The 14,039-nt window shown below is 65.7% G+C and carries 14 protein-coding genes; 6 read left to right on the top strand and 8 right to left on the bottom strand.

Features of this window, described 5'->3' with window-relative positions:
• Window positions 1-18: 18 nt before the first annotated feature.
• The 3 genes from EN738_RS18090 to EN738_RS18100 all read right to left on the bottom strand — a co-directional run bounded on the left by EN738_RS18090 (window position 19) and on the right by EN738_RS18100 (window position 3,255).
• Window positions 19-411, bottom strand: a complete 393-nt coding sequence (locus tag EN738_RS18090) for an AtpZ/AtpI family protein (protein WP_127284879.1) — start codon at window positions 409-411, stop codon at window positions 19-21.
• Between the two features lie 266 nt (window positions 412-677).
• Window positions 678-1,862 (bottom strand): cell wall hydrolase, encoded by a 1,185-nt coding sequence (locus EN738_RS18095; protein ID WP_127284880.1) that lies wholly within the window; start codon window positions 1,860-1,862, stop codon window positions 678-680.
• 121 nt (window positions 1,863-1,983) lie between these two features.
• Window positions 1,984-3,255 (bottom strand): MFS transporter, encoded by a 1,272-nt coding sequence (locus EN738_RS18100; protein ID WP_127284881.1) that lies wholly within the window; start codon window positions 3,253-3,255, stop codon window positions 1,984-1,986.
• Between the two features lie 116 nt (window positions 3,256-3,371).
• Between EN738_RS18100 and EN738_RS18105 the strand changes: the two genes are divergently transcribed.
• Window positions 3,372-4,292 carry a LysR substrate-binding domain-containing protein gene (locus tag EN738_RS18105; protein WP_127284882.1) on the top strand — a complete coding sequence of 307 codons (921 nt, stop codon included), beginning with the start codon at window positions 3,372-3,374 and terminating at the stop codon, window positions 4,290-4,292.
• Between the two features lie 224 nt (window positions 4,293-4,516).
• On the opposite strand, the gene der is transcribed toward EN738_RS18105, so the two are convergent.
• Window positions 4,517-5,944: a ribosome biogenesis GTPase Der gene (der, locus tag EN738_RS18110; protein WP_127284883.1), complete on the bottom strand. Its 1,428-nt coding sequence runs from the start codon at window positions 5,942-5,944 to the stop codon at window positions 4,517-4,519.
• A gap of 6 nt (window positions 5,945-5,950) precedes the next feature.
• Complete coding sequence (locus tag EN738_RS18115) at window positions 5,951-6,616, bottom strand: tetratricopeptide repeat protein (RefSeq protein WP_127284884.1); 666 nt, start codon at window positions 6,614-6,616, stop codon at window positions 5,951-5,953.
• A gap of 203 nt (window positions 6,617-6,819) precedes the next feature.
• Here EN738_RS18115 and EN738_RS18120 point away from each other — a divergent pair, with 203 nt between their 5' ends.
• The gene (locus EN738_RS18120; RefSeq protein WP_127284885.1) at window positions 6,820-7,821 is read left to right on the top strand and encodes a polysaccharide deacetylase family protein; all 1,002 of its coding nucleotides are present in this window, start codon (window positions 6,820-6,822) and stop codon (window positions 7,819-7,821) included.
• Window positions 7,822-7,846: 25 nt separating this feature from the next.
• Here the strand turns inward: EN738_RS18120 and sbmA are convergent, their stop codons facing one another.
• Both sbmA and EN738_RS18130 read right to left on the bottom strand, forming a co-directional pair.
• Entirely contained in the window at window positions 7,847-9,106 is a 1,260-nt protein-coding gene (gene sbmA / locus EN738_RS18125; RefSeq protein ID WP_127284886.1) for a peptide antibiotic transporter SbmA, read from the bottom strand.
• 122 nt (window positions 9,107-9,228) lie between these two features.
• Window positions 9,229-10,389 (bottom strand): YbfB/YjiJ family MFS transporter, encoded by a 1,161-nt coding sequence (locus EN738_RS18130; protein WP_127284887.1) that lies wholly within the window; start codon window positions 10,387-10,389, stop codon window positions 9,229-9,231.
• Between EN738_RS18130 and EN738_RS36930 the strand changes: the two genes are divergently transcribed.
• From EN738_RS36930 to EN738_RS18150, 4 genes are all read left to right on the top strand, one after another.
• Window positions 10,334-10,687 (top strand): hypothetical protein, encoded by a 354-nt coding sequence (locus EN738_RS36930; protein ID WP_189340485.1) that lies wholly within the window; start codon window positions 10,334-10,336, stop codon window positions 10,685-10,687. The two genes, EN738_RS18130 and EN738_RS36930, sit on opposite strands and share 56 nt — an antisense overlap.
• Before the next feature lie 109 nt (window positions 10,688-10,796).
• Window positions 10,797-11,711 (top strand): LysR substrate-binding domain-containing protein, encoded by a 915-nt coding sequence (locus EN738_RS18140; RefSeq protein ID WP_189524308.1) that lies wholly within the window; start codon window positions 10,797-10,799, stop codon window positions 11,709-11,711.
• Window positions 11,712-11,789: 78 nt separating this feature from the next.
• Window positions 11,790-13,046 (top strand): aminopeptidase, encoded by a 1,257-nt coding sequence (locus tag EN738_RS18145; RefSeq protein ID WP_127284889.1) that lies wholly within the window; start codon window positions 11,790-11,792, stop codon window positions 13,044-13,046.
• A 22-nt stretch (window positions 13,047-13,068) separates the two neighbouring features.
• Window positions 13,069-13,425: a DUF488 domain-containing protein gene (locus EN738_RS18150; RefSeq protein ID WP_127284890.1), complete on the top strand. Its 357-nt coding sequence runs from the start codon at window positions 13,069-13,071 to the stop codon at window positions 13,423-13,425.
• Window positions 13,426-13,636: 211 nt separating this feature from the next.
• On the opposite strand, the gene EN738_RS18160 is transcribed toward EN738_RS18150, so the two are convergent.
• Window positions 13,637-13,990, bottom strand: coding sequence for an ArsC family reductase (locus tag EN738_RS18160; protein ID WP_127284891.1), 354 nt, complete (start codon window positions 13,988-13,990; stop codon window positions 13,637-13,639).
• Window positions 13,991-14,039: the final 49 nt, after the last annotated feature.

Here is a 14,039-nt window from a genome sequence, read left to right on the forward strand (position 1 = left end):
CGCCAGGACGGCGCCACTTCATTCCTCCGGATCGCGCGGCGTGCCGCCCTGTCCGAATTGCGCCACTAGCCCCGCCGAACGCAGGACATTGAGGACGCCGGCGCCAAATCCCAGCAGCAGGCCGACGATCAGACCCCATGGCGATATTCCCGCCAGCCGGTCGATGATCCAGCCGATCGCGACACCGACCACTATACCTGCGATGAACTCGCTGGACAGCTTGAGTGCCTGACCGTATCCGGTCACTGCTTTCGCGTCGTCTTTCCCCTCGAGCCGGTCCGGCCGTCTTGTCGCAAGCGATGCTTCAAGATCACGCCGGCGGCGCTCAAGATCGTCGTCGCGGATGTCGGCTTCGCGCTGCTTGCCGCGGCCGGTTTCTCCGGTTCCGTCTGGCCCGTTCGTGTCGGCCATCGCAACCCCCCTGCCCGGTCAGACCGCTAGCGTCCGTCCGCTTCTAAAGTCGCCGGCAACATAGTTAGAGGGTCCGCGCCCGTCAAGCCACGGGCCGAACTTCAAACCCATGTATTTTTTGTTTTAAAATCAATAGCTTAAAGAGGTGCGACATCGTGCCCGTCGCGCTTGGGGGCAAGCGCCCGGCGAATCCTTGCAACCAAGGCTCCCCGGTTGCCGGCGTCCGGAGCCATCCGGACCGCCCGGACGGTCCCGGCGAAACAGCCTCAGCTCCAGCCGCCACCATAGGTGCGGTAGAAGATATGCAGGCCGATCTTGGTCATTCGCTTCATCGTGCGCGCCCAGCCCGGATGCACGTAATTGGCATAGTAGTGGGTCGACGAGCCGACTTCCGGAATGAAGATCTTGCCGGCTGTCACCGCCATGGCGACGTCCTGCGCGGTCTTGTAGGCGGCGGGATCGGTGACGCGCTTCTTGCGGCCGTCGCAGGCGAAGGAGAACTGGCAGCGGTTCAGCCAGTTGTCGTTCTGGTAGACGACGCCGCAGATCGACTTCGGATAGGCCGGGTTGCGCACGCGGTTGAGGATCACCTGGGCGACGGCGGCCTGGCCGCGCACGGATTCGCTGCGCGCCTCGAAATAGATGCCGTTGGCAAGGCAGGCCTGCTCCGGCTTGGAGAAGACGCTGGCCGGTAGCGGGTTCTGGATCCACCAGTGATCGCCCGTGGCCATCGGCGGGATGAAGCGGCCGTTGTTCGGCTCCTCGTCCTGCAGCAGCGCCTCGAAGGGCGAGGCCTTGGCATAGTCGGGCTCGGCCTGGGCATAGGCGGTGGCCAGCACGTCCGGCTTGTCGTTGTTGACGAGCGCCGCCAGCATGGCCGGCACGCCGGGATCCGGCTTCTTGTCCTCGCGGATGTGGAACGCCTGGGCGATCTGGATCTCCTTGCCCTTGATGCCGGGCTTGGCGAAGGCGAGCTTCAGGCCGCTGTCCATGCTCGGGCGAAGCAGCGAGGATGTGCGTTCGAAGATTGAGCCGGCGTTGAAGGCCTTTGGTGGCGCCACCGGCGAGACCTGAACGATGCGGCCCTTCTTGTCGGCGCGCACGATGCGGTCCTCGTCGGGCGTCGTGCCGGCCACAGTGCCCTTGCCGCGAAAGGCGACCGTGCCGACGCCCGGCAGTTGCACGCCGGAGCCGGAGATCGAGCCGGTGGAGGTGGAATCGACGAACGGCATCTCGGCGTTGTGGACCGAGCCCGCGACGGACTTTTCGACATAGGCGTTCCAGCGGGCGTTCGACGTCTCAAGGCCGGAAACGAGGCTGGTCATGTCCTGATAGGCGACGACCGACGGAAAGCCGACCCAGATGCCAAGGCCAATAACGAACGGAGACAGGAAGGAACGTTTTCTCTCACCGGCGGCGGCGACCAGCCGCTTCAAGACACGTCGATGCACGGAACTCTCCAGAAACGCAACTGACCCTCTGGAGAGCCAAAATGATGCATTAACCTTGATGGGGCGTTAACGCCATCGATCGTGTTTTTTGATGTTGGCCTGAATCGGGACGGCCCCGGAATCAGGCTGGCCGCAGGAAGATCGGCCAGGCGATCAGCGCGCAGCCGGCCGCCGCCAGCCAGACGCCGGGCCATGCCCAGAGGTGCAGGAGCCCGGGAATGGCGATCGGCACCAGGCAGAAGCCGACGAAGACGAAACTGTTGGCGAGGCTGAGCGCGGTGCCGACATGGCCGGGGCCGGCAAGCGTGGCAAGCTCGGTGTAGGCGACGCCGTGCCAGGCGGAGACCGCGATGCCCGCGACGACCAGCATGACGGGAAGCGCCGCCATGAGGGCCGGCCGGCCTGCGGCCGTGACGACCAGCAGCCAGAGCACGGCGAAGGCCAGCGCGCTCAGCGCGCTGCACAGCCTGAGGAACGGGCGGCGGTTGCCGTGACGGTCGGTGAAGCGGCCGCTCCAGACGCGCATGACCATGGCGCCGGTCTGCACGGCGGCGAGGCTCGCGCTGGTCGCCAATGTCCCCAGCCCTACGAAATCGTGCAGGAACACCGAGGCGAAGGTGAGCACCGCCACCTGCGGGAAGCAAAGCAGGCCGATGGCGCTCGAGATGCGCCAGACCTCGAGATTGCGCAGCGGCGCCGGACCGGCCGTCGCGGCGACATGACCGCCCCCTTCCGCCGGCGGTTCGTGCAGCCAGCGCCAGGCAAAGACGGCCGAGAGAGCGGAAACGGCTGCCAGCAGGCCGAAGACGGCGGCGAAGCCGAAGCCCAGGGCAAGCGAGGGCAGGACGAGCGCGCCGATGCCGCCGCCGAGCGGCACCGCCGTCTGCCTGATGCTCATGGCGAAACCGCGCTCGCCCTCGCGGAACCATCCCATGATGGCGCGGCCGCTGGAGCCGTTGACGCTGCCGCCGAGCAGGCCGGCGACGAGCAGACTTGCCGATAGCAGAGTGACGCCGGGGATGGCACCCTTTGTCGGCACGACGAGCATCGCCATGACGAACAGCCATGCCGCCGTCGCGCCGAGCCCGGCCAACAGAACGCGACGGTCGCCCCAGCGGTCGGTGAGCACGCCCCAGGGCAGTTCGCTGAGCGCGACGCCGAGGCCAAGAAGGCCGAGCGCGAGGCCGAGCGAGGCATTGTCGAGCTGATAACCCTGGCGCATCACCACCGCGGTGGCCGGCACGCCGGAGAAGGTCGCGGAGAACCCGGCATTGGCGGCGACGCCGATGCCCAGCACCTTCCAGCGATGGTTGGGCCCGAAGGTTCGGCTGGCAGTGCCGGAATCGGCTTTGGCAGGTGGCCTGCAATCGGTGCGTGTGACGATGACGGACATGGTTCCATTCCCGTGGCGGCCGGCTGACCGGCTTGACGAGCGTGATGTAGCGCCGTAGCTTCGTCCATAAAATCAGGAAGTTTTTGACAAATGATCCTGAAAATAAGGACGATACTATGCGACGCGTCACGTTCGACCTCGACGTTCTCAGGACATTCGTCACCGGGATGGAGCTGGGCAGCTTCGCCAAGGCCGCCGAGAGGCTCGGCCGTTCGACCTCGGCCGTCAGCGCACAGCTGAAAAAGCTGGAAGAACAGGCGGCGACGCCGATCTTCCGCAAGTCCGGGCGCGGGCTGGCGCTGACCGAGGCCGGCGAGACCATGCTCGGCTATGCACGCCGGCTGCTCGAACTCAACGACGAGGCGGCCGCCGCCATTCACGACGTCGAGCTGGAAGGCTGGGTGCGGCTCGGCCTGCAGGAGGATTTCGGCGAGGCGGTGCTGCCGGAGGTGCTCGGCCGCTTCGCGCGCGGCCATCCCAAGGTCAGAATCGAGGCGCGGATCGCGCGCAGCCACGAGCTTGCCTCGCGGATCACCCAGGGCAGCCTCGACATTGCCCTCGCCTGGCACAATGGCGCGAGCCTGCCCTACAGCCGGCACGTCGCCGACGTGCAGATGCGTTGGATCGGGCCGGCAAAGCCGATCGAGCTTGGCTCGCGCGGCGGCGACGCGCTGCCGCTGGTGGCGCTGGAGGCGCCCTGCCTGCTGCGCACGGTGGCGACCGAAACCCTCGACCGCGCCGGCCTGTCATGGCGGATGGCCTTCTCCAGTCCCAGTCTCGGCGGCATCTGGGCGGCGGTCGGCGCCGGTCTCGGGCTGACGATCCGCACCGATATCGGCCTGCCCGCCAATGTCAGGGCGATGGCGTCCGGGACGCTCGGGCTCCCTGCCCTGCCGAAGATGGCGCTGGTGCTGCACCAGAAGGACGCTGAGCTCGACCCGGTGGCAACGCGGCTGGCGGAGATATTGCTGCAGGCGGCAGTGGAGGCGCTGCCGGAGGCAGTGCGAACTGGCGAAGGGTTGCGAGAGGTCGCTTAGGTGTGCCGCGCCGTTCGTCATCCACGGGCGTAGCGACGCGAAGCGGAGTGTAGACCCCAGGATCCATGCCATTACTTCTACCGAGGAGTGCAACGGAGCAGAACTCTGCACCGTAGCGGCGCGTCTAAATCACGGCATGGATCCTCGGGTCTGCGCCGCGTCGCTTCGCTCCTTGCTCCGCCCGTGGATGACGACCGGAGGGACGCGCTGCCGACTCCAAAGCCTCAGCGCTTCTTCGCCCTGCCAGCAAACGGATTGTCCGAGGTGCGCAGCGCCATGCGGATCGGCACGCCGGGCATGTCGAAGGCTTCGCGCAGGCTGTTCGAGAGGTAGCGGACGTAGGACTGCGGCATCGCGTCCGGCCGCGAGCAGGAGACGACGAAGCCCGGCGGGCGGGTCTTGGCCTGCGTGACATATTTGATCTTCAGCCGACGGCCGGCGACGGCGGGCGGCGGGTGATGCGCAAGGATGCCTTCCAGCCAGCGGTTGAGCTTGCCGGTCGAGACGCGGCTGTTCCAGACCTTGTGCGTCTTGATGACGCTATCCATCAATTTGTCGAGGCCGCGCCGGGTCTCGGCCGACACCGTCACCGCCTGGATGCCGCGCACCTGCGGCAAGAGCCGCTCGGTCTTCTCGCGCAGTTCCGCCAGCAGTTCCTGCGGATTGTCGATCAGGTCCCACTTGTTGAAGGCGATGACCGGCGCGCGACCCTCGCGGATGATCAGGTCGGCGATCTGCAGGTCCTGCTTCTCGAACGGGATGGTGGCATCGAGCACGATGATGACGATCTCGGCGAAGCGGATGGCGCGCAGGCCGTCCTGCACCGACATCACTTCCAGCTTTTCGTGAATCCTGGCCTTGCGCCGCATGCCGGCGGTGTCGAACAGTTTTATCCGGCGGCCGCGCCAGTCCCAGTCGACCGAGATCGAATCGCGGGTGATGCCGGCTTCCGGCCCGGTCAGCAGGCGCTCTTCGCCGATCAGCGCGTTGATCAGCGTCGACTTGCCGGCGTTGGGGCGGCCGACGACGGCGATGCGCATCGGCTTGGTGTCGTCATAAACGGGCTCGGCATCGGGGTCGGTGATGTCCTCGCCGATCAGCACCTCGCTGGCGGCGATCTCCGCATCGTCCTGCTCGTCCTCGCCGAAGGCGCGTTCCTCGCCGAGCGCGGCGATCACCGCGTCGCGCAGGTCGGGCATACCCTGGCCATGCTCGGCCGAGACCGGGATCGGCTCGCCGAGGCCAAGCTCCCAGGCCTCCAGCATGCCGCCTTGCGCGCCGCGAGCCTCCGCCTTGTTGGCGACCAGCACCACCGGCTTGCCGGACTTGCGCACGACCTCGGCGAAGGTGCGGTCGTCGGGCAGCAGGCCGGACTTGGCGTCGATGGTGAAGAAGATCAGGTCGGCCTCGCGGATGGCGATCTCGGTCTGCTGGCGCATGCGGCCGGGCAGCGTCGAGGCGGCCGCGTCCTCGAAGCCGGCGGTGTCGATGACGTCGAAGAAAAGATCGTAGAGCTTGGCGGCGTGGACGCGGCGATCGCGGGTGACGCCCGGCGTGTCGTCGACGAGCGCCAGCTTCTTTCCGACCAGCCGATTGAAAAGAGTCGATTTGCCGACGTTAGGCCGGCCGATGATGGCGACTTTGAAGCCCATCCGGGGTCACGACGCGTTGCCCGACCCGCGGATCAGCTCGGACATCAAGGTCGCCCGCTGGCGCGCATTGCGCGGGGCGCCGTCATCCGAAGCGATCTGGTCGAACAGTTTGAGCGCGTCCGCGGTCTTGCCTTCCTTCCAGGCGGCAAGGCCGAGTGCCTCGCGCGCGGTGTGGCGCAGCGTGTTGGTGTCGGCGGTGAGCGCCTCGACGCGGCTGGACACGTCTGCGAAAGAGCCGCTGTCGACGAGCAGCAGCGCTGCCCTCAGACGCGCCATGTCGCGAATACCCTGCGGGATGGCGTTGTCGGCCGCGACGTCGTCGAAATCCTTGACGGCGGCGGCGACGTCACCCTTGTCGGCCTTGACCGTCGCGGCGCGCATGCGGGCGAGCAGCGGATAGGCGCCGTAGCCGTCCTTCTGGAGCTGATCGAGGGCGGTGAGCGCCTCGTCGCTCTTGCCGTCATTGGCAAGCTTCAGCGCCTGCGAGAAAGCGTCGCCCGAGCGGTTGGCGCGGCTCTCGTCCCAATAGCGGTAGCCGACGACGGCGGCGGTGCCGAGCACGATCAGGATGGCAAGGCCAAGCAGCGCCGGACCAAAACGGTCCCACAGCGCCTGCGCCTGTTCGCGACGAATCTCTTCGTTGACTTCGCGGATAAAACTGTCGTCGGACATCAATCAAAACCATTGCTGCCCCGCACGGGGCGCTTCTTGAGCCCGCGTTTTAGCGAAATTTTGTCGGCATGGAAGGGGGCCGCCCGGAAAATCGGCGGATAGAGGATCGGACCCCGCAAGGAGCGCCCCGCCCGCCGACCGCACCCACGCCACATTTCGCCGCTAGCCGGTCGCCGACCGTCCCAATGCCCAGACCCTTGCCGATGCCCCGTCCATTCCTCGTTGCTGCGTCCAGTCTTGTCGCCCTCGCCCTCGCCGGCCCGGCGCTCGCCGACCCGCCGGCGCCGCCGGCCAAGCCGAAGCAGATCGTCATCATCTCCTTCGACAGCGCCCGCGAAATCTCGCAATGGCGGCGCAGCCGCGCCTTGGCCGAACGCACCGGCTCGCATTTCACCTATTTTCTGTCCTGCGTCTTCCTGCTGTCGCCGGAAACGCGCAAGGACTACACGGGGCCGGGAAAGAGCGCCGGCAAATCGAACATCGGCTTTGCCGCGTCGAAACAGGAGGTGGCGGAGCGGCTGGAGCAGATCAACCTGGCCGCCTCGGAAGGCCATGACATCGCCAGCCATGGCTGCGGCCATTTCGACGGCAAGGGCTGGAGCAAGGCCGACTGGCTCGCCGAATTCGCCGCCTTCAAGCACATTCTGGAAAACGCCTATTCGATCAACGGCATCGCGCCGGAGCCGGCCGGCTGGCATGATTTAGCACGACATGCCGTGACCGGTTTTCGCGCGCCGTACTTGTCGGCGAACAAGGCGCTTTACGAGGCGCTGCCGCAGGCGGGCTTTGAGTATGACGCCAGTGGCGTCTCGAAAGGCCCTGCCCTGCCGCCGGAGAGAGGCGGCACTACGCGCTTTTCGCTGCCGCAGATTCCGGAAGGGCCGAAGTCGAGGCCGGTAATCGCGATGGACTACAATCTCTATGTCCGCCATTCCGGCGGCTTCGAGAAGCCGAGCATGGCGGCGGAGTTCACGGAGCGGAGCTACCGCGCCTTCCGCGCCGCCTTCGACAGGCAGTACCAGGGCAAGCGCATCCCGCTGGAGCTCGGCTTCCATTTCACTCAGATGAACGGCGGCGCCTACTGGGACGCGCTGGAGCGCTTTGCCGGCGAAGTCTGCGTCATGCGGCAGGTCGAATGCATCAGTTTTCGCGATTATGTCGGGCGCCAGCGCGCCGGCGAGCGGCAGGCAACGGTCGGCGGCTGAGCCGCCTCGCGCCCTGCCCGAACTGTCAGGCCGGATCCTCCGCGCTTTGCCTTGCCAGATAGCGCTGGTCGATATCCGGCAGCGGCTCGCCCTGCAGCGTCGCCTCGAAGGCGCGCAGGCGCTTATGCACTGACTGCAGTTCGACGATGGTCGACCATGAGGTGAGCAGGAACTGCAGCGATCCCGTGACCTTGCCGAAGGCGTTCGAGATCTGGTTCAGCGCGCCGAAGGTGATCTTGTGCGCCACCAGCGAGGGGCCGAGGATCAGCAGCGAGAAGATGTTGTCGGCCTGCAGGTAGGTGTAACGGACGACATTGAAATAGATGTAGTGGAAATAGAGCCTGAAGTAATTTTGACGGACATTGGCGAAGAGCTCGGCGGTCGTCGCCGGCTGTGCCCTGTCGGCATGATCCTCACCGTAGACCAGTTCCTTGCGATAGGCGGCCTCGACGCGCTGGTTGCGGAACTGCAATCCCGGCAGCTTCAGGCCCGCGACCATCACCGAAATCGTGCCGAACAGACACCAGGCAAGTGCTGCGACAACCAGCGGCTGAGGGACCGCTCCGACGATCGGCAACTCGGTGATATGGGCCTGCAGCTGGATCATGACCGGCAGGAAGGCGATCAGCGTCATGATCGACTGGACGAAGCTGGAACCCAGATCCTCCATGATCTGCGAGAAGCGCATCGTGTCTTCCTGGATGCGCTGCGAGGCACCTTCGATATGCCGCAACCGGCCCCAGTTCGCCACGAAATAGTCGTTCATCGCCGTGCGCCAGCGGAAGATCCAGTGACTGACGATGAAAGCGTTGACGACCTGCACATTCATGCCGACCAGCGCCAGCCACGAGAAGTCGGCCAATCCTAGGTAGAACTCGCTGTCGGTCGACTTTCCCGTGCCCGACATCAGGCCCTGCACATAGTCGAAGAACGGACCGTACCAGGCGTTGACGGCGACGCTGACCTGAACGTTGAAATAGATGAAGAACAGGATGACGGCCGTCATCAGGATCGACCAGTTCTGCCAGGGATGCGGCGAATACCAGGCCCAGAACGCGTAGAAGGCGGCCACACAGAAAACGAAATAGAGATAGAACCACAGGAACGGCTTCGACCACAGCACGGCGATGCCGATGATCGGCGGCGCGCCGGCGGCTGCAGGCGGCAGGCCGATCAAGGCGCCCAGTTGCTCACCACCGAAGAACCAGAACAGGATCGCGGCAAGGCTCCAGACGGCGGCCGAGGTGAAGAAGAGCTTCGGCTGCGGGAAGAAGGATACGAACACTGTGGCGGGTTCCTCGGTCGAATCGCTGATCGGCGGTATTGCTGCTCGGCGGGCATAAGGTCACACATTAGGTGGAAAGAAAATGCCCGCGCCTAATGCCCGGCACCGAGCAAGACCACAAATCATGGCGATTTTGGCGCAGCCGACCAGGCGACGACGGCGGAGACGAGCAGGACGACCGCCGCCATGATCGAGGCCGAGACATAGTTGCCGGAGGCTTGCGCGAGCAGTCCGGCGGCGATCGGGCCGATGATCTGGCCAAGGCCGAAGGCGGCGGTCATCAGCGCAAAGATGCGGCGCGGCGCTTGCGGTGCAAGCTGCCTTGCCGCCTGCAGGCCGAGCGCGGTGATGGCGATGAACGTGCCGCCCAGCAGAACGCCGGCCAGCAGAGGCCCGACATAGCCGCCGACAACGACGCTTGCCGCGACGCCGACCACCTCGATCAGGCAAGCGAGTACGTAGGCTGGGTAGAGATCGAACCTTTCGGCGACCTTCTGCCACAGCCAGACGGACGGAACACCGGCAAGGCCGGTGACCATCCAGACCATGGCCTCGAACACGCGCCCGCCGCCGCCCTGGCGCACGATGGCGACGAGGAAGGTCGCGGTCACCACATAGCCGAAGCCGAACAGGCCGTAGGCGACAATCATCTTGAGCAGCGACCGGTGCTTCGGCAGTGCGGGCTCGCGGCCTTCGGCGCCGTTGATGGTCGATGTGGTGCCGGCAAGCAGGGCGACCGCGACGAGACCCAAAGCGGAGATCGCCGCCGCCCACAGCCAGCCCGCCGGCCAGCCGGCATGGCCGGTGACGAGAATTGACATCAATGCCGAGGAAGCCGCGATGCCGAGCCCGACGCCGCCGAAATGCAGCGCCTGCAGATCACTACGGCCGGCCACGGCAAGATGGCTGAAGACGATCGAGGCCATGAAGACCATGACGAAGGCGCTGGCGAGACCGGCAAGAAAGCGGATGGCGAGAAAGACCGCGATCGTGTCGCCGAGGCCCATCAGGGCGGCGAGCAAGGCGCTGGCGGCGAGGCCGGCAAACATCAGCATGCGCTCGCGCCCATGCGCCCAGCCGCCGGCGGCGGCGAAGGCGCCGACGAGATAGCCGAGATAGTTGGCGGAGGCGATCCAGCCGGCATCGGCCGGCGACAGATGCAGTTCCTCCATCATGCCGGGCAGGATCGGCGTGTAGACGAAACGGCCGATGCCCATGGCGACAGCCATGGCGAGCATGCCGGCCAAGGCAAGCCGCAAGGGCGATGGCGAGGCGGTTTTCATCGCGGCGCACAATAAGTGTGCCGAGCAGCAAGACAATGCGCTTGTGTTGGGCCAGTTCGGAATGCCGATGGGCGCGTGCCCGCCAGCCGGAAACAGTTCGATTGTCTTACCGACAGCCTGGGCGCGCCGTCTCGTGATCTGTGCGCCGGGCCGTCAGCCGGAAGGGGACATCGCCCAGTTCGCGCTCCGACATGGTGTCGAATACAGGATGCGACAACGGGTCGACGATCCAGCGGGTAATCTCGCCGTCATGGCGGTTTCGCCGTGCGTCATCGGCGGAAAAGACCTTGAGCAATGATAAAATCTTCATCGATTTGCCTCCAATGGTCGGGCTTCAGCCCCAAAAATCAGCCTTTTCGTGCCGGGTTTCAATTGAGATTTCCCGAGTGCCGTTTTAGAAAATCTACATGACCATGCTGAACCGCGTCCATCTGAACGGCCTGCGTGCCGTGGAAACCGTCGCCCGGCTGGGCTCGCTTGCGGCGGCGGCAGGCGAGCTCAACGTCTCGGCCAGCGCCGTCAGCCAGCAGATCAAGCGCACGGAAAAGCAGCTCGGCCAGGCGCTGTTCGAACGCACGCCGGGCGGCCTTGTTCCGACGGAGTTCGGCGCGGTGTTCACGGCAAGGCTTGGCGCCGGCTTCCGCGAACTGGCGCAGGCGGTGGCGCTGGCCGACGAGGCCAGCCAATGCACGCTGGTGGTTTCGGTGGCCCCGGCCTTCGCGTCGAAATGGCTGCTGCCGAGGCTGTCGCGGCATTTCGCCCGGCATCCGAACGTGCTCTTGCGCATCGACGCCTCGGGTCGGGTCGCCGATCTCGATCATTCCGACATCGATATCGGCATCCGGATGGGCGTCGGCAAATGGCCAGGCGTGCAAGCGGAACTGCTTCTGGCGCAGGAGGTGTTCCCGGTCTGCGCGCCGTCGATCGCAGCCAGACTGCGCTCGATCGAGGACCTGGCGCAGACCTGCGCCATCACCGACGAGCGGTCGATGATCAGCTGGGACAGCTGGTTCGCGGCGGCCGGCGTCGAGCCGGTCACCTTTCTCAAGGGGGCACGCTTCACCGATCCAATGCTGTGCCTGGAATCGGCGATCGCCGGCCATGGCGTCATGCTTGCCTGGCAGTTGCTGACCGCCGACGCGCTGGCAGATGGCCGGCTGGTCGCGCCGTTCGGCGTACGCGCCGAGAGCGGGCTTGGCTACTGGATGGTGACCTCGGCGACAAAAAGCGAGAGTCGCAAGGTGCGCGACTTCAAAGCCTGGATCCGCGAGGAAATCGCGGCGACCATGGCGCAGTTCCGGTCGCTGGACAGCGCCGCCTGAGCCAGTCGATCCTTGTGGAAAGGCTAGCCCTGCCGGTCTATGTATGGGCCAGACCCCACAATCACGGCAGGCAGGATCATGACCACACATTCGCGCGGCGTTGCAGCAACCATCGACCCGGTGAAGCTCGACAGGCTGGCCGAAGTCGCCATCAAGGTCGGGCTGCAGTTGCAGCCGGGACAAGACCTTGTGGTGACGTCGTCGATCGCGGCCCTGCCCTTGACGCGGCGCATCGTCGAGCACGCCTACAAGGCCGGCGCGGGGCTGGTGACGCCGATCTTCCACGATGACGAGATCACCCTGGCGCGCTTCCGCTACGGCGCGGACGCCGGCTTCGACCGTGCCGCCGGCTGGCTCTATGAAGGCATGGCGAAGGCCTTCTCCAACAATGCGGCGCGGCTTGCCGTGCGCGGCGAGGACCCCGCGCTGTTGTCGGCGCAGGATCCGGCCAAGGTGGCGCGCGCCAACAAGGCGAACTCGATGGCCTACCAGCCGGCGCTGGAGAAGATCACCGGCTTCGACATCAACTGGAACATCGTCGCCTATCCCGACCTTGCCTGGGCCAAGCAGGTGTTCCCCGGCGATGCCGACGACGTCGCGGTGGCCAAGCTCGCCGATGCGATCTTCTCGGCCTCGCGCGTCGACGTCGAGGATCCGATCGGCAATTGGAAGGCGCACAACGCCGCGTTGGCCGAGCGCACGAAATGGTTGAACGAGCACAATTTCCATGCGCTGCATTTCACCGGGCCGGGCACCGACCTGACCGTCGGGCTGGCCGAGGGCCATGAATGGATGGGCGGCGCCTCGACGGCCAAGAACGGCGTCACCTGCAACCCGAACATCCCGACCGAGGAGGTGTTCACCACGCCGCATGCAAGGCGGGTCTCCGGTCACGTCTCCTCGACCAAGCCGCTCTCCTACCAGGGCACGCTGATCGACGAGATCTCGGTGCGCTTCGAGGAAGGCCGGATCGTCGAGGCCAAGGCCTCCAAGGGCGAGGACGTGCTGAAGAAGGTGCTCGACACCGACGAAGGCGCGCGCCGGCTCGGCGAAGTGGCGCTGGTGCCGCATTCCTCGCCGATCTCGAAGAGCGGGCTTTTGTTCTTCAACACGCTGTTCGACGAGAACGCCGCCTGCCACATCGCGCTCGGCCAGTGCTATTCGAAGTGCTTCGTCGACGGCGCCTCGCTCAGCCAGGACGAGATCGCCGCGCGCGGCGGCAACAAGAGTTTTATTCACATCGACTGGATGATCGGCTCGGACAAGATCGACATCGACGGCCTCGGCAAGGACGGCAGCCGCGTGCCGGTGATGCGTAAGGGCGAGTGGGCCTGAGGTTTCCGAACTCGGAGGTGCGATGGCCTTCGATATTGCGGTAAAGCGCGTCTATGAGGCGCCGGCGAAAGCGGACGGCCAACGGGTGCTGGTCGACCGCATCTGGCCGCGCGGCATCGCCAAGAAGGATGCCGCGCTGACGCTATGGCTGAAGGAGATCGCTCCGAGCGACGAACTGCGCAAATGGTTCGGGCACCAGCCGGAGCGCTGGGCGGAGTTTCGGAAGCGGTATTCGGCGGAACTGGATGGGAATGGCGAGGCGGTGGCCCAGCTGCGCGCATTGCTCGGCAAAGGCAAGGTGACGCTGCTCTATGGCGCACATGATGAGGCGCACAACAATGCGGTGGCGCTGGCGGAGTATTTGCGAGCCCAAGCATAAACGCTGAGACGTCGAGTTCCTTCGCCCCCCTCTCTGGCCTGCCGGCCATCTCCCCCTCAAGGGGGGAGATCAGCTGTCGCGCCGGCTTTCGCCAAATCGCCAACGTCGCAGGAATGAGCGACGCGCCAAAGCTGCCAATCTCCCCCCTTGAGGGGGAGATGTCCGGCAGGACAGAGAGGGGGGCGAAGGAACGCGGCGTAAGCAGTCGAGCCTACTTCCCGCCAACCGCCTCCTCATAGACCTCCGGCTTGAACCCAACCAGGATGCGGTCGCCCACCTCCAGCACCGGTCGCTTGATCATCGTCGGCTTGGCGAGCATCAGCTTCTTTGCCTTCTTCTCGTCGAGCGCACCCTTCTCCTCGTCGGGCAGTTCGCGAAAAGTCGTGCTCCCCTTGTTGAGCAGCTTTTCCCAGCCGACCTTTCCGACCCAGCCGTTCAGCCTCTCCGCCTCGATGCCCTCGGCCCGGTAGTCGTGGAAGCGGTAGGCGACGTCGCGGCTCTCCAGCCAGACGCGCGCCTTCTTGATCGTGTCGCAGTTGGTGATGCCGTACATGGTGATCGTCAAAACGGGCCTCGGGCAGATGGGTTCGCGAATCTGACGACAAGCTAGGCCC

The sequence above is a fragment of the Mesorhizobium sp. M4B.F.Ca.ET.017.02.2.1 genome, from assembly GCF_003998955.1.
GTDB lineage: Bacteria > Pseudomonadota > Alphaproteobacteria > Rhizobiales > Rhizobiaceae > Mesorhizobium > Mesorhizobium abyssinicae.

Coding starts and splice junctions, on each gene's coding strand:
- EN738_RS36930 (WP_189340485.1), top strand. CDS start 10,334: ATGGCGAGCATGCCGGCCAAGGCAAGCCGCAAGGGCGATGGCGAGGCG.
- der (WP_127284883.1), bottom strand. CDS start 5,944: ATGGGCTTCAAAGTCGCCATCATCGGCCGGCCTAACGTCGGCAAATCG.
- EN738_RS18140 (WP_189524308.1), top strand. CDS start 10,797: ATGACCATGCTGAACCGCGTCCATCTGAACGGCCTGCGTGCCGTGGAA.
- EN738_RS18145 (WP_127284889.1), top strand. CDS start 11,790: ATGACCACACATTCGCGCGGCGTTGCAGCAACCATCGACCCGGTGAAG.
- EN738_RS18090 (WP_127284879.1), bottom strand. CDS start 411: ATGGCCGACACGAACGGGCCAGACGGAACCGGAGAAACCGGCCGCGGC.
- EN738_RS18115 (WP_127284884.1), bottom strand. CDS start 6,616: ATGTCCGACGACAGTTTTATCCGCGAAGTCAACGAAGAGATTCGTCGC.
- EN738_RS18130 (WP_127284887.1), bottom strand. CDS start 10,389: ATGAAAACCGCCTCGCCATCGCCCTTGCGGCTTGCCTTGGCCGGCATG.
- EN738_RS18100 (WP_127284881.1), bottom strand. CDS start 3,255: ATGTCCGTCATCGTCACACGCACCGATTGCAGGCCACCTGCCAAAGCC.
- EN738_RS18150 (WP_127284890.1), top strand. CDS start 13,069: ATGGCCTTCGATATTGCGGTAAAGCGCGTCTATGAGGCGCCGGCGAAA.
- EN738_RS18120 (WP_127284885.1), top strand. CDS start 6,820: ATGCCCCGTCCATTCCTCGTTGCTGCGTCCAGTCTTGTCGCCCTCGCC.
- EN738_RS18105 (WP_127284882.1), top strand. CDS start 3,372: ATGCGACGCGTCACGTTCGACCTCGACGTTCTCAGGACATTCGTCACC.